This is a genomic window from Nesterenkonia maliinae (assembly GCF_051262655.1).
Classification (GTDB): domain Bacteria; phylum Actinomycetota; class Actinomycetes; order Actinomycetales; family Micrococcaceae; genus Nesterenkonia.
Genome location: NZ_JBIMEY010000009.1, coordinates 54,838 through 74,284, shown reverse-complemented (window position 1 = coordinate 74,284; position 19,447 = coordinate 54,838). Strand labels below are relative to the sequence as shown.

Below are 19,447 nucleotides of genomic sequence, written 5' to 3'. Positions count from 1 at the left end.
TCGGCGCTGTGCTCGTCACAGGGTCTCTCCGGGGATGCTCAGCGTCGTCTGCGGGGTGCCGACCGGGGTCAGCGCCGGGAGCAGCTCCTCGAAGACCGCGTCGAAGACCATCTGGTGACCATCGCTGCGCTCGAAGCTGCTGCCGGTGGTGATCAGTGCGAGGTCGTGCGCGGGCAGGCACAGCACGATCTGTCCGCCGATGCCCCAGGCGAGGAACCCCTGGTGGCGGGTGCGCCAGAACTGGTAGCCGTAGCCCTGCCGGTTCTCGAGGCAGGGGAAGTTCTCATCCGCAGTGGGCGCCTGCCATCCGGTGGCCGCCGCCATGAACTCCGCCGAGAGGACCTGTCTCTCTCCGGATCGACCACCTGCCAGACAGAGCTGAGCGAAGCGGGCGAGATCACGGGCGGTGCAGAACAGCGCCGAACCGCCATGGGTGACCCCCTGTGGGTTCTCGGGGACCGGTTCCCAGCTCGGGCGTCCCCCGCGCTGTGCGGCGGTGAGGCCCAACGGGCTGCGCCGCGCCTCGAGGACCGGCTGACCGGGCACGGTGCGCGCTTCGGCGCCGAAACCGAGCGGCGCCAGGATCCGCTGCAGCAGGAAGTTCTCCAGCCGGTCTCCGCTGAGCTTCTCGACCAGTGCCGCGAGCACCACCGAGGCGGAGGTGTCGTAGGCGAACTGGGTGCCGGGCGGCTGGGCCGGCTCCACCGAGAAGAAGCTCCGCACCCAGTCGGTGTCATCGGTCTGGGTGAAGCTGGTGATCCGATGCGCGGTGCGCATGGTCAGCAGGTCCTCCACGGTCATGGCCGTGATCCAGGGGTGCACCGTGGGAGGCAGCTTCTCCGGGAAGTGCTCTGCCACGCGGTCGGTGAGCCGGAGTCGCCCGTCGTCGATCAGCGCGCCGACCGCGAGCGCGGTGAAGGACTTCGCCACGGAGTAGAGCCGGTGGGGTTCGGTGACGCTGTGGCCCGGCCGGTACCGTTCGACCACGAGCTCCCCGTGATGCACCAGCAGCAGCGCGTGCAGCTCCGGCTGCTCCGCCTCGATGCGCTGCACCAGCCGTGCCAGCGCTGACGTCACCTCGGATCCAGACTCCCGGGCGGGGCGAGGGGTGGAGAAGAGGGGGGAGCCAGCCATCGCCGCCCTTTCAGCCGATCATGCGGACAGAGCCACCGGAACACGATTCATAAATCGTTTTACAGGCTAGTGTGACGGCGCTCACCGGTCAACGCGCGTCTTCGCGTCGACCGGTGAGCGCTCCGCCACAGGGCAGTCGCAGCTCAGTCGCAGGCCAGTCGCAGCTCAGCCGACCTGCAGCTGCACCACCGACCAGGACAGCGCCGGCAGGCTCAGCCGCACCCCGGTCCCCTCCCCGGCGCGATCCTCGGAGGACTCCTCGCTGCCCAGCAGCCGGACGCTCTCCAGCGGCACCAGGCCCACCGCCTCCTGGCTCTCCAGGTCATTGGCGGTGTGCCGGTCACCGCCCTCGGGGATGGTCAGCACCTCCGCGCGCAGCACCTCGCTGGCGGTGAACCCGCGCAGGTCCAGGGTCACGTCGGCGGCATCCTCGAGCCCGCGGTTCGCGATGAACAGGGTCAGTGCCCCGGTCTCAGCGTCGTAGGTGGCGGCCGCGTCGATCACGTCGACGTCACCGTGCCGGGCTGTGGGCTGCTGGTCGGCGTCGACGACCAGGCGCAGGATCTCTCCGGTGGCCAGCTCGGCGATCCGCGCGAAGGGCCAGAAGATCGTCTGCCGCCAGGCGGGTCCGTTCTCCTCCGAGCGGATGGGCGCGATCACGTTGACCAGCTGCGCCTGGTTGGCGATCCGCACCCGGTCGCCGTGGCGCAGCAGCGAGTGCATCAGGGTGCCGACGACGACGGCGTCCGTGACCGAGTACCGGTCCTCGATCAGTCGCGGGTGGCTCTTCCACTCCTTGGCCACCTGATCCGGCTGGTCCTCGGTGTCGAGGCCCTGCTGATACCAGACGTTCCATTCGTCGAAGGAGATGTCGATCTGCTTGGTGTGCTTACCGGCGGCCTTCACCGCGTCGATGGTCGCGACCACCCCGTCGATGAAGCCGTCCATGTTCACCGCCTCGGCCAGGAACGAGGCGGCGTCGCCGTCGTGCTCCTGGTAGTAGGCGTGCATCGAGATGTAGTCGACCTCGTCGTAGGTGTGGGTGAGCACGGTCTGCTCCCAGGTGCCGAAGGTCGGCATCTGCTTCCCCGAGGAGCCCACGGCGACCAGTTCGATGTCGGGGTCCACCAGCTTCATGGCCTTCGCGGCCTCCTGAGCGAGCCGGCCGTACTCCTCGGCGGTCTTGTGCCCGATCTGCCACGGGCCGTCGAGCTCGTTGCCCAGGCACCACAGCTTGATGCCGAAGGGCTCCTCGCTGGTCCCTGCGGCGGCGGCATGTTCGCGGCGCAGGTCGGACCAGTAGGTGCCGGAGGGGTGATTGGCGTATTCGACCAGCGCCCGGGCCTCGTCCACGCCACGGGTGCCCAGGTTGATGGCCTCCATGACCTCCATGTCTGCCCGCTTCGCCCATTCGACGAACTCATGCAGGCCGAAGGCGTTGGTCTCGATGGTGTGCCAGGCGCCGTCGATCCGGACCGGCCGGTCCTCGCGCGGACCCACCCCGTCCTCCCAGTTGTAGCCCGAGACGAAGTTGCCGCCGGGGTAGCGCACGACAGTGGCGCCGAGCTCCTTGGCCAGCGCCATCACATCTTTGCGGAATCCCTGGTCATCGGCCTCGGGGTGGCCGGGCTCGTAGATGCCGGTGTAGACGCAGCGGCCCATGTGCTCCACGAAGGAGCCGAAGAGTCGCGGGGAGACATCGGCGATGGTGAAGTCACGGTCGACGATGATGCGGGCGTGGGACATGGTGCTCCTTGTGTTCGGGATGTGCGCCTGCTGTGGCGCGGATGTTGGACTGCGCTGCCGCTGAGGGTCTGCTCTTGAGGCCGATCGGGTCACTGGCCGCCGAAGCCGGTGGTCGCCACCCCCTTGACGATCTGGCGCTGGTAGAAGAGGAAGACGATGACCAGCGGCAGCGCGGCGAGCACCGCCTGCGCCATGACCTGGGAGTACTGCACGCCGTAGGCGCTGAGCACGGTCTGCAGCCCGACCGGCAGCGTCATCAGGGTGGTGTCGTTGATGATCAGGAAGGGCCAGAGGAAGTTGTTCCAGGCCTGGATGAACACGAAGATCGAGACTGCTCCGAGGATCGGACGCGAGAGTGGCAGCACCACTGAGAAGAACACCCGCAGCCGGCCGGCGCCGTCGACGCGCGCCGCGTCTTCGAGCTCCACGGGGACGGCGTCGAAGAACTTCTTCAGGATGAAGATGATCGGTGCCATCACGATCTGCGGGAGGATCAGCCCCCAGTAGGTGTCCACCATGTTGAAGGTCAACATCTGGTAATACAGCGGGATGATCAGCGCCTGTGGGGGCACGATGATCGAGGCGATGACCGCCAGGAAGATCCAGCGGCTGCCCTTGAAGTCGAGCCGGGAGAACGCATAGGCGGCCAGTGCCGAGATCGAGACCGTGATGAGCGTGATCACCGCGGACGTCCACAGGCTGTTGAGCGCCCAGACGTAGACGTTGCCCTCGGCGAGGATCGCTTCGTAGGCCTGGGTGGTGACCCCGTTGGGGCCGATGAGCTTCAGACCCCCGGAGGCGGCGTCGGTCTCGGTCTTGAAGGATGTCACGACGGCCCAGAGCATCGGCAGAAGCCAGAGCAGCGCCATGAAGGCCAGAGCGAGGAAGGCCAGGATTCGCGCTGGGCCCAGCGGCTTCTCCCCCGGCATCCGGTTGGTGCGCCTGACCTTGGTGACATCAACCGGCGCGACGTCGACCTGCGGGTCGTCGGTCCTCGTGGCGGTGGCTGTGGAACTCATGAGTTTCCCTTTCGACTCCGAAGCACGACCATCTGGAAGATGCCGACGATGAGGATCAGCACGAAGAAGATGTACGAGATGGCAGAGGCGTAGCCGAATCGGTACCCGACGAAGCCCGCCTCAAAGATGTACTGGACGATGGGACGGGAGGTCTCCGAGGAGCCGCCCTGCATCATCTGATAGGCCTGGTCGAAGAGCTTCAGCGAGGCCAGCATCTGCAGCACCAGAATCACTCCGGTGACCGGTCCCAGCTGAGGGATGGTGATCGAGACCAGCTGACGCCAGCGGCCCGCGCCGTCCACGGCCGCAGCTTCGTACTGCAGATCGGGGATGTTCTGCAGCGCCGCGAGGTAGAGCAGGAAGTTGAACCCCACGGTCCACCAGACCGTAGCGATGGCGATCGAGATCAGATCGACGTGCGCAGTCTGCAGCCAGGCGATCGGCTCGAGGCCGACGGCAGAGAGGATCTCGTTCGCCGCGCCGATCTGTGGATTGAAGATCCACACCCAGATCTGCGAGATCACGGTGGAGGCGAGCAGGAAGGGCATGAAGAAGGACAACCGCCAGAGCCACTGTCCTGGGAGTCCGGTATTGACCAGCAGCGCCATGATCAGGGCCAGCAGCACCAGTGGCACCGTGGTGATGACCGTGAACCAGACGGTGTTCCCTATGGAGGTCCACATGACCGGATCGGAGAGCGCCTCGGAATAGTTCTCGAGTCCGATGAAGCTGCCACCCGCTCCGGTGAGCGATTGGTCGGTCAGAGAGAGGTAGATTCCGTGGATCAGCGGCCAGATCACGAAGAGCAGGAAGGCCGCCATGAACGGGCCCAGGAAGGCCCAGGCGACCAGCTGTCCACGTCGGCTCGCCTGCCCCCGGGTGGGTGAGGTGCGGCGCCCCTTGGAGTCCTCTCCTGGAACCGTACTGGGCTCGGGACCCGCAGCGCTGCGACTTGCCATCACGTCGGTCATGACCGTCCTCCCTGAGGATTGGCGGGATTGGGCTGGGCGAGAAGGTTGTTGACGTAGCTGCGGAACTCCTCCAGGGCCTGGTCGTACCCGCTTCCGGAGGTGATCGCACTGCCGACGATCTGACCGAACTGCTGGACGAAGTTGGACCCTGAACCGGTGAACCAGGCCACCGGGTCATAGACCAGATAATCCGCCGCCTCCGCGTACTCCGCCTGCGGAGTGAGCTCCGCGTAGTCCTCGTTCTCAGTCACGGGAAGGTAGGCGGGGATATGCCCGGCGCCGGCCCAGGTGATCGAGTTCTTCAACAGCTCTGCGACCACGGTGTACGTGTCGCGGCGCATCTGTTCATCAGGGTTGGCCTGGTGCGGCAGGACGAACGAGTGTGAGTCCGCGTAGACAGCCTCGTCTCCGAAGATCGGAGGGATCATGGTCGCACCCAACGGGACCCCGGCCTCCTTCATCGGAGGGAGCTCCCAGACGCCTGTGAAGTGCATCCCTGTCCGCTGCGCGGCGAATTCAGCGACGGCGGCGTCGATGGTCCCGCGTTGAGAGGCGACCTCACCATCGACGAGTCGGTGCATGAACTCCAGCACCGCGACGAACGCGTCGCCGTCCACCTCGACAGATCCTCCCTGGGGGAATGTCATCTGTTGCCCGTGCTGACAGTAGAGCGTGTAGAAGAGCCGCCACATCTGGTTTCCGTCCCCGATGAACCCGTAGGAGAGTCCGTAGGTGCCGGTGACGCCGGCGATCTCCCGACCCATCTCGAGGAAGTCCTCCGGATTGTCGGGCCGCATGAGCTGCCCGTCGGAGTTCAACACTCCGGCTTCCTCACAGATCTCGGTGTTGTACAGCGTGATGAAGGGGTGCGCGTCCAGTGCGACGCTGTAGAGCTCTCCGTCCACCACGCTGGAGTTCCAGACGGGATCAGTGAACGTGGACTCCGAGACCCCGAGTTCATTCAGCTGGTTCAGGTCCCAGGGATCGAGAAGTCCACCGGGGACGTAGCCCGGCACCCGCGAGGAGTGCATGACTGCCAGATCCGGAGCCCGCCCACCCGCACCCGCCATGGCCAGCTTGGTGTAATACGGGGCGCCCCAGGCCAGCACGGTGGGTCGCACGTGAAAACCACCGTGTGCCGCGTTGACGCGGTCGATCATGCCTTGCATCGTGATGCCATCGCCACCGCTGAGCAGGTGCCAGAACTGGATCGAGTTCGCCGTGCTGCCCTGTGCCGGTGCACAGCTCGAGAGCGCCGCGAGGCCTGCGGCGGCCAGCCCTCCGGTCAGGATGCCTCGTCGGTTGATGTGTTTGTCGATCATGACTCACCACTCACGGACGTACGTGGATTCAAGCCCCGCCATCCGGAGCCCGCATCTTTTACATCGATGTAAAGATTGCGCCCATCCTACACAGATGTGGTGCGCATCACACTAGTTCTGTGAGTTTTTTCCTGAGAAACCGGCAGGGGGGCCCATGGTGCTGGTCCGGGCGAGCAGCTCGTAGGGGATCTCTTCGGCCCGCGGGGGCAGCGTGCGATCCCGCATCCGAGAGGTCAGCAGGTCAAGCGCCGCATTGGCGTAGTCCTGGTGGTCGAAGGCGATCGTGGTCAGCGGTGTTCCGGCGAAGCGGGCGTGTTCGACGTCGTCGAAGCCGCAGACCAGGACGTCCTCGGGCAGGCGAGCGCCCCAGCTGCGCAGCTCATGCATGGCGCCCAGCGCGATGGAGTCCGTGAAGGCCAGGATCGCGTCGAACTCCGCCCCCTGCTCAAGGATCTGTCGCATTCCTGCGGCACCGCCGGCGATCGTCCACTCCGGCACCTCGACCTGCAGCTCTGGACGCGCTGGAAGCTCCGCCTCGGCGAGGCCGGCGAGGTATCCGCGCAGCCGCTGCCCCTGGGTGGCCTTGTCCAGGCCCGGACCGGACTCTGCGCCGCCGAGGGCGACGATGCGTCGGGCGCCGCGGGCGACGAGATGGCGCACGGCATCGCGGGCCGCGGCGCGGGAGTTGATGAAGACCCGGTCGGTGCGATGCTGCTCCACCTCCCCGATCAGCACGACGGGCGGCAGATGATCCAGGTGCTCGACCACGCTGTCCTGCAGCCGCACTGGATTCAGGATCATGCCGTCGATGAGATGGGTGCGGGCCCGGGTGACCAGGTCATGCTCACGGCCCGGCTCCGCGGCGGTCTCCTCGACCTGCACCACCAGCCCGCGCGCGTGGGCGGCCTCGACCACGGCGTGGGTCATGCTCGCCGAGAAGGCGGCGCGCAGGTCCGGCAGGGCGAGCCCGATGACCCCGGAGCGACCGTTGCGCAGACCGCGAGCACTGAGATTGGGCACGAAGTCCAGCTCGCGCATCGCCTGCTCCACGCGGAGCCGGGTCGGCTCCCGGACCTGCACGGTCCCGGTCAGCACGTTGGAGACCGTCTTGGGCGACACGCCCGCGCGCTCAGCGACGTCGCGCATGGTGGGCCGGGAGCTGGGCTGGGTCATGACCCTAAGCCTAGGCCGACCCCACAGGACCCCGGGAAGGACCCCGGGCAGGAACGCGGCATGGGCCCGCGACAAGACCCCCGAAAGGGGCACTCATCGAGGATCCAGCGGCACCGCGCTCGGACGATCTGCGCGCGAGCTGATGGTCACCGATGCTCCGGTCTCCGCGGCGCTGAGCACCCCGGCCATCACCTCCAACACATGCAGCCCCAGGGCCCCCTGGGCACGGCCCAGCCCGGGGTTCCCGTCGAAGGCGCCTGACCACAGCAGGTCGGCCAGCCCGTAGCCGCGGGCCGCCTGGACGTAGCCGCCGGCGGCCTCCAGGGTCTGGAAATGGCCGCGGTCGCGGGTGATCTGCACGTCCCCGGCGAAGTGGTTCGGGTCCGGGACCGCCATCGAACCTTCGGTGCCGTGGACCTCGATCGGTGGCGCCTGGCTGGCGGTGCCGTCGAAGCTCATCACCAGGGTGGAAATGGCCCCGGACTCGTGGATCAGCGCCCCGGTGATGTGGCTCGGGGTGCTCACGCTCAGCTTCTCTCCGGCTCGGGGACCTGACCCGATCTCGCGCTCGGTGCGCAGCGCGCTGGCGGCGCCGATGACAGAGGTCACCGGACCCAGCAGCGTGACCAGGCTGGTGACGTAGTAGGGGCCCATGTCCAGCAGAGGCCCGCCGCCGGGCTGGTAGTAGAAGTCCGGGTTGGGGTGCCAGCTCTCATGACCGGCGGTGACCATGGTGGCCACCGCGCTCATCGGGGTGCCGATCTGTCCCGCATCCACGGCCGCTCGTGCGGTCTGCACCCCGGTGCCCAGCACCGTGTCCGGGGCGCTGCCCATGACCATTCCGGCCGCCTCGGCGGCAGCGAGCATCTGCTGGCCCTCGGCCACGGTCGCGGCGAAGGGCTTCTCCACATACACGCCCTTGCCGGCGGCGATGGCGGCCAGCGAGGTCTCCGCGTGGGCCCGCGGAATGGTGAGGTTGATGACGGCTTCCACCTCCGGGGAGGCCAGCAGCTCATCGACGCGCATGCCCTGGGCGCCGCCCGCTGCGGCGACCTCACGGGCGCGTTCGAGGTCGAGGTCCGCGACGGCGACCAGGCTCAGGTCCTGGAGCCGATTCAGCGTCTCCAGGTACTGGCCGCTGATGTTGCCGGCCCCGATGAGCCCGACGTTGAGCGTGCGCTGAGGTTCTTCAGCTGATCCCTGCGGTGACCCTGCCCCGGCGCTCATCGGCTGGCCCAGAGCATGCCGCGCTCGATCATGGTGCGCACGTTCGGGTCCTCCAACACCTCGACGCGGTGCCCGGGGGTCGAGACGAAGACTCGCCCCTGGCCCCAGCGCCGGGTCCAGATCGCCGGGTTCACGTGCGGCTTCTCCCAGTCGTCGAAGTCCCGCTTCGGCAGGGTCGTGGTGGCGAGCACGTCGATGAGCTGGTCATGGAGCACCCAGTACTGCTCGGTGACCAGGTCGAAGCTCTCGATCCCGGCGGTGATCGGGTGATCCGCGGCCTCAGGCACGATGTCGATGCGATGCGGGGTGTAGTAGTCGGACTGCTCGCCGGTCCGCTCGTCGGGGTGGACCGCCGGGTGGTGGGCGAACTGTCCGCCGATCAGCTGCAGGTATCCGTCGCTGGCCCGATAGGAGTCGGCGATGCCCCCGTGCCATCCGGCCAGTCCGGTGCCACCAGCGACCGCCGTGCGCAGGCCTTCGAGCTGGTCCTTCTCGATGGTGGACATGGTCATGCACTGCACGATCAGATCCACAGACTCCATGGTCGCGGCATCGGCATAGACCTCGGGGGTTTCATGGATCACCACCTGGTAGCCGTTGGCCTCCAGGAAGGGCCGGAACATCTCGGTGGCCTCCACGGGCTGGTGCCCGTCCCAGCCGCCGCGGACGATGAGTGCCGTCTTGGTCATGGTGTTCTCAGTCTCCTGAATCTCTGCGGTCTACGGCGGTGTATCGGCTCTCGTGGTGGGCGCTGGCCTCCACGGCGTGGAGCACGCGCTGGACGGACAATGCGTCGGCGAAATCGGGGCGCGGAGCGGTGCCCGCCTCGAGGGCCGCGACGACGTCGGCCACCTGGTGCACGAAGAGGTCCCCATAGCCCAGGCCGTGACCCACCGGCCACCAGTGATCGGTGTAGGGGTGCACTGCGTCGGTGACCTGGATGGTGCGAAAGCCCTGCGCCGCCTGGTCGTCGCGGGCGTCGAAGTACTCGAGGGTGTTCATCGACTCGAAGTCGAAGGCGATGGAGCCCAGGCTCCCGTTGATCTCCAGCCGGTTGGCGTTGCGGCGTCCCTGAGCGAAGCGGGTCGCCTCGAAGATGCCGATGGCTCCGCCGTCGAAACGGGCGGTGAAGGCCGCGGCGTCGTCGACCGTCACGGGACCACGCGGCGCGCCGGCCTCCGCGCTGCCACCGAGACCCTCTGCGGTGCCTGCCAGCGGTCGGGTCTCCACGAAGGTGTGCAGCATCGCCGAGACGCCCTCGATGAGCTGTCCGGACACCCACTGGGCGGCGTCCACCGAATGTGCCCCGATGTCCCCGAGGGCTCCGCTTCCGGCCTTGTCCTTGTCCAGCCGCCAGTTCAGCGGGGTGTCGGCGTCGCTGAGCCAGTCCTGCAGGTACTGGGCGCGCACGTGCCGGATCTCTCCGAGCCGACCCTCCTCGACGAAGCGCTTCGCGAGCGCCAGCGCGGGGGTGCGGCGGTAGCTGAATCCGCAGAAGGTGCGGACCCCCCGGGCCGCGGCGTGTTCGGCGGCCGCCGTCATCGCTTCGGCCTCGGCCACCGAATTCGCCAGCGGTTTTTCGCACAGCACGTGCTTGCCTGCGGCCAGAGCCGCCAGCGCGATCTCGGCATGGGTGTGGCCCGGGGTGCAGATGTCGACGACGTCGATGTCCTCGCGTTCGACGGCGCGGCGCCAGTCGGTCTCGATCTCTGCGATCTGCAGGCGGTCGGCCGCGGCGCGGGTGCGCGCCTCGTCGCGCCCGACGAGCAGGGCGATCTCAGGGGCGTCGCCGAGATCGAAGAATCGCGGCGCGGTCCGCCAGGCGTGGGTGTGGGCGACCCCCATGAAGGCGTGCCCGATGATGGCCACCCGCAGGGGTCGTCCGGCGGACGTGGGCGTGGGCTGGTGAACTTCGGGGGACTCGGTCAATCTGACTCCTCGGCGGCAGCAGGAATGTGATCCGCGTCAACCTTACGCCTTGTGTCGCAAAACACATCACCGCGCAACTAATTCCGGTTTGGCGTGGCGGTGTCGGCGCTCCCGCCAGTGCCGTCCCTCCAGACCAGTCCCCCGGTCCCGGCCGTCGGTCCAGTCCAGCCGGTCCAGCTCAGCCGATGTCGCGCAGGGCGGAGCCGTCGCCCAGGCTCTGCGCGGAGATCACGCTGAGCGTGCCGTTGGTCTCCAGCACGACGGCGCCGATGCTGCTCAGGTCCCCGGAGCCGCTGCTGCGGATGGCCTGGTGCACCTCGGAGGCCGAGAGCCGGTTGCGACGCAGCTGCTCCTGCTGCATCTCTCCCTGCCAGAACACCACGGCAGGCCGTGCCGTGATGAGGGTCCGGAACCTCGGCGCCCGCGCAGAGATCCAGGCGAGGATGAACTGCAGTCCCGCGAGCAGGACCAGCGCCAGCGCACCCTCAGACAAGGACACGTCACTGCTGAGCAGAATGGTCGCCAACACGGAGCCCAGCGCCACGGTGACGATGAAGTCGAAGGCATTGAGCTGACTCAGCGTCCGCTTCCCGGAGAGTCGGATCACCAGGATCAGCACGGCGTAGGCGGCCATGCCGATCAGCAGCACCCGGCCCAGATCTGACCATGTATCGAACCACATGTGTGTCTCGCTCTCCGGCGCCGGCGGCGCCCCGGTTGGGTGGGGCCTCGGCCTCGGTGATGTCCTAGTTGCGCGGCTCCCGCGGCTCCGCGCCGAAGAGCAGGTCGTTCAGGAACGCGTTGCGGAACGTCCCCTTGGGATCCAGTTCCTGCGCCAGCCGGGTGAAGTCGCCCACCCGCGGGTAGAAGCTCGCGATGTCGGTGGTGGCGAAGCGCTTGCCCCAGTGTGGCCTGGCTCCGAGCGGGAGCAGCTGCTCCTCGAGGCGCGGCAGCAGCGCGGCGACCTCCTCCTCGCGCTGCAGCCAGGTGAAGTGGAACCCGACGGTCTCTCGACCGGAGGCGCCGCTCATCCACTGGTCGTCGGCCGCCATCGTCCGGATCTCGCTGATCAGCAGCAGCGGTTCGATCTCGGAGCTGAGGGCGCGCATCCGGCGGAGTCCCTCCACCGCATTCTCCCGGGGGAGCAGGTATTCGGTCTGCAGCTCATCTCCGTTGCTGGGGGTGAAGTCCAGCCGGAAGTGCGGCAGGCGCTGGTCCCAGCTGCCCCACCGGCCACCCTGCTCGGTGGCGAACTCCGGCGGACCTCCGGCGAGGCCGATGTCCTCGCGCCGTGCGGTGACGCCGAGCACCTCGGCCGGGGGCTCCTGCGTGGACTTCATCCAGACCAGCCCGAAGTCCTCCCCGACCCAGCGGGTGAAGAGGCTGACGCTGTAGGCCGCGCCGGTGAGCTCCTCGAAGTTCTCCAGCACGCCGCCCCAGCTGACGCCGTCGTAGATGTCCTGGCGGACCTCGAAGCTGGGAACCACGTCGAGGGTCAGTGTGGTGACCACCCCGAGGGCGCCGAGGCTGACCACTGCGCCGTCGAAGTCTGCGTCGCCGCGGCGGAAGGTGCGCAGGCTGCCGTCGGCGAGGACCATGTCCAGGCTGCGCACGGAGGAGGCCAGCGGCGGGTTGCGGTCTCCGGAGCCGTGGGTGCCGGTGGCCACCGACCCGGCCACGGTGATGTGCGGCAGCGAGGCCATGTTCGGCAGTGCCCAGCCTTCGGCCTGCAGCGCCGCGGCGAGATCCCCGTAGCGGGTGGCCGCGTCGAAGGTGACGGTGCCGGCCTCGGCATCGAGGGTGAAGACCTGCGGCATGGCAGTGAGCTCGATCAGGGTGCCGGTGGTGTCGGCCACGGAGCTGAAGCTGTGCCGGCTGCCCAGCGCCTTGACCTGTTCGGACTCCGCGACCAGTCGGGCCAGCTCGTCGATCGAGCGGGGCCGTTCCAGCCGGGTGCTGGAGTAGGTGAGGTTCCCGGCCCAGTTGGCCTGCGACTCCTGGGCGGGGCTTCGCAGCCAGCTCACCGCGGGACGTCCCGCGACGCTGACCTCGGCGGTGATCACGCGACCGTCGTGGTCGGTGGGCTCCTCGAGGTTCTCCGTGGCGGAGGTGACCATCACCCGGTAGGGCGGGGCCGCGCTGAGCGCGATGGACGTGGGCTGCCGGACCGGAACGTCGATGCGTTCGAGCAGCTCGCCGGAGGGTGAGTAGCGGTGCAGGCAGGAGGCGCCCCAGACGGCGGACCAGAGGCAGTCCTCGACGTCGACGGTCATCCCGTCGGGGCCGCCCTCGCTGATGTGGATGAAATCCTCGCCGGCGTCGAGCGCACCGGTGGCGATGTCCACCCGGTAGCGGCGGATCCACCCGGTGGGGGTGTCGGCGAGGTACATGGTGGCGCCGTCGGCGCTGAAGGCCGGGCCGTTGGGGATGGCCAGGTCGTCGAGCACGATGTGGATGGACCCATCGGGGTCCAGGCGCAGCAGGAAGCCCTGTCCGGCGTCGCCGTCGTAGGCCATGGCGCCGGCCCAGAAGCGGCCGTGCGGGTCGGCCACGGCGTCGTTCATCCGCAGCGGCACCGAGGAGCGGTCGGCGGCGGGTTCGCCCAGGGTCTCCACGATCTGCAGCTCACCGGTGGCGGAGCGTTCCAGCAGGGCCAGTCCCTTGCCCAGGGCGGCCACCCAGCGTCCGTCGGGAGCTGAGCTGTGCTGACGCACCGGGGCCACTGCGCCGAGCGGCGCGTCCAGGCTGCCCTGCAGGGTCAGTCCCGAGCTGGGCTCGGCCGTGGTGGAGTACAGGGTGCCGTCCAGGATGTCGACGAGCACGAAGGGGTGCTGGGCGGTGCCGGGCTGCTCGGCGTCCAGGACCGGGCTGACGCCGGTCTCCAGGAAGCGGGCGCCCTCGCCCAGGAAGAGTCGCCGCTCGTCCACGGGGGCCCATGCGCTGCGTATCACCGATGTCTGACCAGTTGGAAGTGTATTCACCCGCTCATCCTTTCAGACCGGCCCGGTCTCCGGGCGGATGCCGCGAGATGTGAGTCACACGACTGAGGGGATGGCCTGTGCGGCCATCCCCTCAGTTCAGCGTGGTGCGGTCGAGAACCCTGGTTCCTCGCGGATCAGCCCAGTGCGCTCTCCATCTCCGGGATCATGGCCTCGGCGGCCTCCTCCGGAGTCATGTTCTCGAAGAAGACCTCTGACTCGTAGCGGTAGAGGATCTCCTGCAGGGCGGAGAAGCCCAGAGCGGGGACCGGTTCGACAGACTGCGCCTCCACCTCGGACTCGATGTCCAGGATGAAGTCCGCGGTCTTCTGGTCCGCCTCACCGGCGTCCTCCAGGACGTATTCCCGGATGGAGGCGTTGGCCGGAAGCCCGCGGTCGAAGCCGTTGAAGTCTGCGGCCTCCTCGGAGTTCACGAACCAGTCGATGAAGGTCTTGACCTCCTCGGGGTGCTCGGTGTCGCCCGAGGCGGACATCAGCATCGAGGATTTGTACCACATGCCCGATTCCATGGGGTCTCCGCTGTCGGTCGGGAAGCGCAGCAGTTCGAGGTCAGCGCCGGAGGCCTCGGCGAGGCCGCCGAGCTGGTTGGTCCACCAGGAGGCCATGGCGGCGGTGCCGGTGCCCATCATGGACTGGTCCGGACCCGCACTCTGGTTCTCCGCCAGCTCAGAGGGTGAGGGCATGCCGCCGTTGACCAGATCGAGGTGGTACTGGAAATATTCCGCGGCCTGGGACTCGTCGAATCCGAGTCCGCCGTCTTCGGTGGTGAAGTTCGTTCCCTGCTGGCGCAGCCAGACCTGGAAGGAGCCTGGCTCGTTCGGGTTGTTCGTGCCGTAGACGCCGTCGCCGCTCTCGCTGATCTCTGCGGTGATCTCGGCGAAGTCCTCCCAGGTCCAGGTGGTGTCGTCGGGCATCTCCACGCCCGCTTCTTCGAAGATCGCCGGGTTGGTGACCATCGCCAAGGAGTTGATGCCGGTGGTGATGCCGTAGAGCCCGTCCTCAGTCCGTCCGTTGTCCACGGCGCCCTCGTCGAACTCGGAGGTGTCGACGTCGGAGAGCTCCAGCAGGCTGCCGCGGTCGGCGTATTCACGCAGGTACTTGTCGTCCATCTGGATGATGTCGGGGGCGTCGCCGCCGGCGGACTGGGTGGCCAGGGAATCCCAGTAGCCGCCCCATTCGCCGAACTGACCCTCCACGGTGATGCCCTCGTGCGTCTCGTTGAAGAGGTCGATGGCCTCCTGCGTGGCCTGATGACGAGCGTCGGAGCCCCACCAGCTGAAGGACAGGGTGACGTCGCCGCCGTCCTCGCCCCCGTCGTCGCCGCCGGCGTCTCCGCCGCAGGAGGTCAGGGCCAGGGCGCCGACCAGAGTAGCGGCGGCCAGCTTCGTGTATCGGAAGGAGTGCGTCATGGTGTCCTCTTCATTGAGTGAAACGGTGCGAATGCGGCGCCAGCCCTCGTTGACGGTCCGTGCTGAATCAGGTCACTGGGATAGCGGTTGCCCTGACTGTATGGCTGTGACGCAAGACACGTCAACGCAGATCAGGGCTTCCCCGTGACCGCTTCGACATGCAGTGATACCGCACACGTATCACTTCTGCTCAAGTGATGCGCAGGGCAGGTTTCCCAAGAAGACCGGAGGCGACATCTGCGAGGGCGAGGTCCAGGGTCTGGATGCCGAAGCGAGCGCCGAAGCTCTCCTGGGACTCGGCCACCAGCCGTGGGATGCCGGTGTCGGTGGCCAGTCGGTGACTGGTCACGTTGGACACGATCAGCTGGAGCTGGTGGTTCTGCCCCGGCGTGACACCGTGGGTGAGGTCCAGGCTGTAGGGCGTCTTCCACAGAAAACCCTGATCGACGCCGTCGAGCACGACCTTGGCCACGGCCCCCACGGGTGGGAGCACCTTCGCGCTGAAGGAGGCCTCCATGAGCCCGGCCCCCTCCGGGTCCTCGAGTTCATGGGCAAGCGCCGGCCCGAGGTCCAAGGTGACGCGCCGCGCGGTGGAAGGGATCTGCAGCTCGGCCGAGTAGGTGGCCGTTCCGGAATACAGGCGTCGCGCCGGATCCTGCTCCCATCGGTGTGGCAGCTCGATAGCCTGCGACTGGGTCTGATCATCGAAGCGGACCAGCCAGTCACCGATGCTCAGCGTCCGCTCTGCGGCGTCCTGCTCTGCGGCGTCGAGCGTCTGCCCGTCGGCGCCGGGGGCGACCGTGAGTCGGGTGCGGTCGCCGTGTTCGATGAGCACCGCGGCCTCGTAGGCCTGCAGCGTGAGTCGGTCGATGCCCCGGACACGGCGGACCGCGGAGACCTCGCCGGTGGTGGGGTCCCAGCGTTCCAGGAACTGTTCCGACTCATCCTCGGACCCTCGCACCTGATCGAGCCGTGCGCGCAGCTGCAGCCCGACCTCCGCAGTCTCCTGTCCGGTATTGGCGATGAAGTGGATCCGGACCCCGCCATAGGCGCGGGTGGTCACGGCCACCGTCTGGTTGTCATCGCTCGGCGTGCTTCCCGGCTGAGCGGCTCCCGTCGCCGCGCCGGAGTGGATCAGCACCGGCGCCTCGACCGAGCTCGGCAGGAGCTCCGGGACGACGGCGGGGTCGGTCACCACGGTGCCGAGCCCGGCGGTGCCGCCGAGGTCCAGCACCACTCCCCCGGCCTGCTCCACGCGGCGCAGCCAGGCGCGGGTGGCTGCGGGCACGTCGCTGGCCCGGGGCAGCACCACCAGGGGGAAGGTGGCGGGATCGAGGAGCGCGACGGCGTCGTCGTCGAACAGATCGAAGTCCAGGCCGGCGGTGCGGATGGCGTGGGGCAGCGCATCGCCGATGTGCAGCCGACACTCTTTATAGAGGTCCACCCGTCCGGCCGCGGCGAAGCCTGCGGAGATGTCCCGGGCGGGGAGGTAGATCCCGACCTGGGAGAGCCGGCGACCCTGGCGCATCAGCCAGGAGAGCCGGTGCAGGGTTCTCCACAGCTCCGGGGCCGCCTCCCACCAGGCGTTGCGCCCATCCAGCGCGGCGGAGGCGTAGAAGACCCGGCCGAGCTCCGCGACACCCCCGGGGGCCTCAGGCTCCGGCCGCGGCGAGGTGGGCCAGCCGTGGCCCACGAACTGGTTGATCCCCATCAGCAGGTGGTCGTGGGCCTCGCCGAGGAGGTCCAGCGGGGTGGAGCGGAAGGAGGGGGAATGGTTCCAGGTCCAGGTCTCGGAGGAGATGACGTCTTTGCCGTAGAGCTGCCCGGCGGAGCTGGCCCAGCGGCAGGCGGTGATCACGTCCCAGCCCCAGCCCTCGCCTTCGAAGGCGTCGGCGTGCCGGTAGGAGCTGATGGTGACCGGGGGCTGCCCGTAGCACTGGATGCGGAACTTCAGCCCCTTCGCGCGCGCCCAGTCGCCGATGACCTGGATGAAGTTGGTCTCCACGAGCTCGGTGAGCGTGCGGTGGTAGTCGGCCTGGAACGCGGCGCCTGTTCCATCGGTCAGCGTGAGCTGCCAGAGCTTCGGCAGCGGGTCGTAGCCTCGGCGGGCGGCGAATTCTGCGGGGACGGATGCGCTGTAGTCGGCGTTGAAGACCTCCAGGCTGTCGCAGAACACGGTGGTGATCCGGTCGACTCCGGCAGCGGCGACCAGCGGCTCGGCCACGGCGTCGATGTGGGACTGGGCGGCGGCGGGATTCATATGATCGAGCACCCAGCCCTCGGCACCCTTAGAGGCGCGCTTCAGGGTCTGGCCGCTGAGCCGGCTGATGGCGAGCAGGATCACTCGCGGTCCGTGGCCGGCGGGGATGATCAGCTCGCCGTCCTCCACCTCGAGCTGGACGCAGCTGGTCGGGGGCTCCCACCGGGTGCCCTCCCCGATATACCCGGCGATGAACTCGTCGCTGGGCCAGGTCTGCGGGATCGGGAGCCGCTGAGCAGCCATGAGGACCTCCTCGCGCTCCCAGTGCAGCCGACGCGAGGCGGTGGTCTCATCGATATGCGGTCCGCCATAGGGCCAGCCGGACCCCAGCGTGACGTCGAAGCGCAGCCCCCGGTCCACGGCTACGCCCGCGGCGAAGCCCACGTCCTCGAGGAAGCTGGGCGAGCCGAAGGAGTCGCTCTCGGAGCCCATCGGATACACGAAGGAGCATTCGACGCCGCCGATGCCCGCGGCGTCCATCTCATCAAGGTCCCGCAGCAGGTCCTCGCGGACGACGTCGGGGCCGAACCACCACCACCGCATCATCGGACGGGCGGCGGGATCTGGCGCCAGGAATCCGGCGTGCAGCTGTTGAACCTCGGTCATCATGCGGGTCTCAGTCTCCATTTCTGGTGTGCGCGGGCAGCCGCCGACACGACCGCCGCCGCCCTCTCCGGGAAATCCCAGAGCGGACGACGGCGGACGATGGAGCTCGGTCAGCGGCTCAGCTGATCAGTCGTGGCGCTGATCACTCGTTGCCGGCGAGGATCTCTTCGACCTCGGTGACGAAGGACTCGGCGGCCTCGGCCGGGGTCATCCGCTCGAAGTAGACGTCCTGCTGGCGGTTGGTCAGTGCATCGGAGATTCCGGTGAAGCCCACGGGAGGCAGGACCTCGGAGTCCGTGATCTCACCGTCGAGGTCGGCCACGAACTCGGCGGCGACGAGGTCCTGGCCGTCGACCTGTTCGATGACGCTCTCGCGCACCTCCTGGTTGGAGGGCAGTCCACGGTCCATCAGGTTGGCCTGACCAGCTTCTTCTGAGTTGACCATGAAGTCGATGAACTGCTGGGCCTCCTCCGGGTGGTCCGTGGAGCCGGTGGCGGCGACCAGCATGGTGTTCTTGAACCAGAGACCGTTGTCCTCGACGTTGCCCGACTCACTGGGGAAGCGCAGTGGGATCAGCTCGTTGCCGGAGGCCTCGGACATCACCGGGAGCTGGTTGGTCCAGGACATGCCCATGGCGGCCTGGTTGGTGGCGATCAGCGCGTCCTCCAGAGTGGCGGACTCCTCTTCGACCAGCTCGGACGCGCTGGCCAGTGCGTGGGAGTCCATCATGTCCACCAGCAGGGTGAAGTATTCTTCGGCGTCCTCCTCGGTGAAGCCGATGCCGCCGTCCTCGGTGAACATCGACTTGTCCTGCTGGCGCAGCCACACCATCATCGTCTGCGCGATGGGCTTGTTGGTGCCGTAGGCGCCGGTCTCCTCGTGGATGGTCTCGCTGATCGCGAGGTAGTCGTCCCAGGTCCAGGTGGTGTCGTCGGGGATCTCCACGCCGGCCTCGTCGAAGAGCTCCGGGTTCGCCAGCATCACCAGCGCGTTGACCCCGGTCGGGATCGCGTACTGGGTGCCGTCGGCCTGACCTCCCTCGACCACGGCGGGATCCATGTTGGAGGTGTCGACGTCGGTGAGCTCGAGCAGCGCGCCGCGGTCGGCGTATTCGCTGATGAACTCATCGTCGAGCTGGACGATGTCGGGGCCGTCGCCGGAGGCGACCTGGGTGGCGAGCTGATCCTGGTAGCCGGTCCAGTCGTTGTAGCTTCCCTCCACCGTGATCCCGGGATTCTCGGCCTCGAAGGCGTCGATGATCTCCTGGGTGCTGGCGTTGCGGTCCTCGGAGCCCCACCAGGCGAAGCGCAGCTCGATGGGATCTTCTTCGGTTCCCTCGGCCTGGCCTCCGCCGCCGCATGCGGTCAGGGCAAGGGCGCCGATGGTGGTGGCTGCTGCGAGTTTGCTGAATGTCTTGAAGCTCATGTGATCCCTCATCTTTGATGGGCGAGTGTGCTGAATCGATTCAATTGGAGATTGTGCAAATCACCGGAATCCCTGGACGACACGTTACTTGTGATGTGTGACACACGCAATAAATCGATTCAAAGAATCCCCTATGGCTATGGCGTGATGCCAGTCCAGCATGACCGGGCTCCTCGAACCGCGAGGCGCACCGGCCGCTCGCCTGCAGCACCCCGACACATGGGGA

At 67.9% G+C, this 19,447-nt stretch carries 14 protein-coding genes; all 14 read right to left on the bottom strand.

Annotated elements, in window-relative coordinates:
• Positions 1–15: 15 nt before the first annotated feature.
• A complete protein-coding gene (locus ACHAA4_RS13785) occupies positions 16–1,134 on the bottom strand; it encodes a serine hydrolase domain-containing protein (protein ID WP_435774748.1) in 1,119 nt (372 codons plus the stop codon).
• Between the two features lie 165 nt (positions 1,135–1,299).
• A complete protein-coding gene (gene arfA, locus ACHAA4_RS13780) occupies positions 1,300–2,880 on the bottom strand; it encodes an arabinosylfuranosidase ArfA (RefSeq protein WP_435774747.1) in 1,581 nt (526 codons plus the stop codon).
• A gap of 89 nt (positions 2,881–2,969) precedes the next feature.
• Positions 2,970–3,899 (bottom strand): carbohydrate ABC transporter permease, encoded by a 930-nt coding sequence (locus tag ACHAA4_RS13775; RefSeq protein ID WP_435774746.1) that lies wholly within the window; start codon positions 3,897–3,899, stop codon positions 2,970–2,972.
• Positions 3,896–4,870 carry a carbohydrate ABC transporter permease gene (locus ACHAA4_RS13770; protein ID WP_435774745.1) on the bottom strand — a complete coding sequence of 325 codons (975 nt, stop codon included), beginning with the start codon at positions 4,868–4,870 and terminating at the stop codon, positions 3,896–3,898. Before ACHAA4_RS13770 ends, ACHAA4_RS13775 begins: the two co-directional genes overlap by 4 nt.
• Positions 4,867–6,192, bottom strand: a complete 1,326-nt coding sequence (locus tag ACHAA4_RS13765; RefSeq protein ID WP_435774744.1) for an extracellular solute-binding protein — start codon at positions 6,190–6,192, stop codon at positions 4,867–4,869. The genes ACHAA4_RS13770 and ACHAA4_RS13765 overlap by 4 nt, the downstream gene beginning before the upstream one ends.
• 111 nt (positions 6,193–6,303) lie before the next feature.
• A complete protein-coding gene (locus tag ACHAA4_RS13760; protein ID WP_435774743.1) occupies positions 6,304–7,365 on the bottom strand; it encodes a LacI family DNA-binding transcriptional regulator in 1,062 nt (353 codons plus the stop codon).
• A gap of 93 nt (positions 7,366–7,458) precedes the next feature.
• On the bottom strand, positions 7,459–8,592 hold the full coding sequence (locus tag ACHAA4_RS13755; RefSeq protein ID WP_435774742.1) for a Gfo/Idh/MocA family protein: 1,134 nt from the start codon (positions 8,590–8,592) through the stop codon (positions 7,459–7,461).
• Positions 8,589–9,281 (bottom strand): ThuA domain-containing protein, encoded by a 693-nt coding sequence (locus tag ACHAA4_RS13750; RefSeq protein ID WP_435774741.1) that lies wholly within the window; start codon positions 9,279–9,281, stop codon positions 8,589–8,591. The genes ACHAA4_RS13755 and ACHAA4_RS13750 overlap by 4 nt, the downstream gene beginning before the upstream one ends.
• A 7-nt stretch (positions 9,282–9,288) precedes the next feature.
• Positions 9,289–10,521, bottom strand: coding sequence for a Gfo/Idh/MocA family protein (locus tag ACHAA4_RS13745; RefSeq protein WP_435774740.1), 1,233 nt, complete (start codon positions 10,519–10,521; stop codon positions 9,289–9,291).
• A gap of 178 nt (positions 10,522–10,699) precedes the next feature.
• Positions 10,700–11,203, bottom strand: coding sequence for a DUF421 domain-containing protein (locus tag ACHAA4_RS13740; RefSeq protein ID WP_435774739.1), 504 nt, complete (start codon positions 11,201–11,203; stop codon positions 10,700–10,702).
• A gap of 64 nt (positions 11,204–11,267) precedes the next feature.
• Positions 11,268–13,502 (bottom strand): SMP-30/gluconolactonase/LRE family protein, encoded by a 2,235-nt coding sequence (locus tag ACHAA4_RS13735; protein ID WP_435774738.1) that lies wholly within the window; start codon positions 13,500–13,502, stop codon positions 11,268–11,270.
• A gap of 134 nt (positions 13,503–13,636) precedes the next feature.
• Complete coding sequence (locus ACHAA4_RS13730; RefSeq protein ID WP_435774737.1) at positions 13,637–14,929, bottom strand: ABC transporter substrate-binding protein; 1,293 nt, start codon at positions 14,927–14,929, stop codon at positions 13,637–13,639.
• Between the two features lie 190 nt (positions 14,930–15,119).
• Entirely contained in the window at positions 15,120–17,816 is a 2,697-nt protein-coding gene (locus tag ACHAA4_RS13725; protein ID WP_435774736.1) for a glycosyl hydrolase, read from the bottom strand.
• 121 nt (positions 17,817–17,937) lie between these two features.
• Positions 17,938–19,221: an ABC transporter substrate-binding protein gene (locus tag ACHAA4_RS13720; protein WP_435774735.1), complete on the bottom strand. Its 1,284-nt coding sequence runs from the start codon at positions 19,219–19,221 to the stop codon at positions 17,938–17,940.
• Between the last annotated feature and the right edge of the window lie 226 nt (positions 19,222–19,447).

Bases quoted from the DNA above. Each gene is read 5' to 3' on its own strand.
- ACHAA4_RS13750 (WP_435774741.1), bottom strand. From the start codon at position 9,281: ATGACCAAGACGGCACTCATCGTCCGCGGCGGCTGGGACGGGCACCAG.
- arfA (WP_435774747.1), bottom strand. From the start codon at position 2,880: ATGTCCCACGCCCGCATCATCGTCGACCGTGACTTCACCATCGCCGAT.
- ACHAA4_RS13740 (WP_435774739.1), bottom strand. From the start codon at position 11,203: ATGTGGTTCGATACATGGTCAGATCTGGGCCGGGTGCTGCTGATCGGC.
- ACHAA4_RS13730 (WP_435774737.1), bottom strand. From the start codon at position 14,929: ATGACGCACTCCTTCCGATACACGAAGCTGGCCGCCGCTACTCTGGTC.
- ACHAA4_RS13755 (WP_435774742.1), bottom strand. From the start codon at position 8,592: ATGAGCGCCGGGGCAGGGTCACCGCAGGGATCAGCTGAAGAACCTCAG.
- ACHAA4_RS13785 (WP_435774748.1), bottom strand. From the start codon at position 1,134: ATGGCTGGCTCCCCCCTCTTCTCCACCCCTCGCCCCGCCCGGGAGTCT.
- ACHAA4_RS13775 (WP_435774746.1), bottom strand. From the start codon at position 3,899: ATGAGTTCCACAGCCACCGCCACGAGGACCGACGACCCGCAGGTCGAC.
- ACHAA4_RS13760 (WP_435774743.1), bottom strand. From the start codon at position 7,365: ATGACCCAGCCCAGCTCCCGGCCCACCATGCGCGACGTCGCTGAGCGC.
- ACHAA4_RS13770 (WP_435774745.1), bottom strand. From the start codon at position 4,870: ATGACCGACGTGATGGCAAGTCGCAGCGCTGCGGGTCCCGAGCCCAGT.
- ACHAA4_RS13765 (WP_435774744.1), bottom strand. From the start codon at position 6,192: ATGATCGACAAACACATCAACCGACGAGGCATCCTGACCGGAGGGCTG.
- ACHAA4_RS13725 (WP_435774736.1), bottom strand. From the start codon at position 17,816: ATGGAGACTGAGACCCGCATGATGACCGAGGTTCAACAGCTGCACGCC.
- ACHAA4_RS13720 (WP_435774735.1), bottom strand. From the start codon at position 19,221: ATGAGCTTCAAGACATTCAGCAAACTCGCAGCAGCCACCACCATCGGC.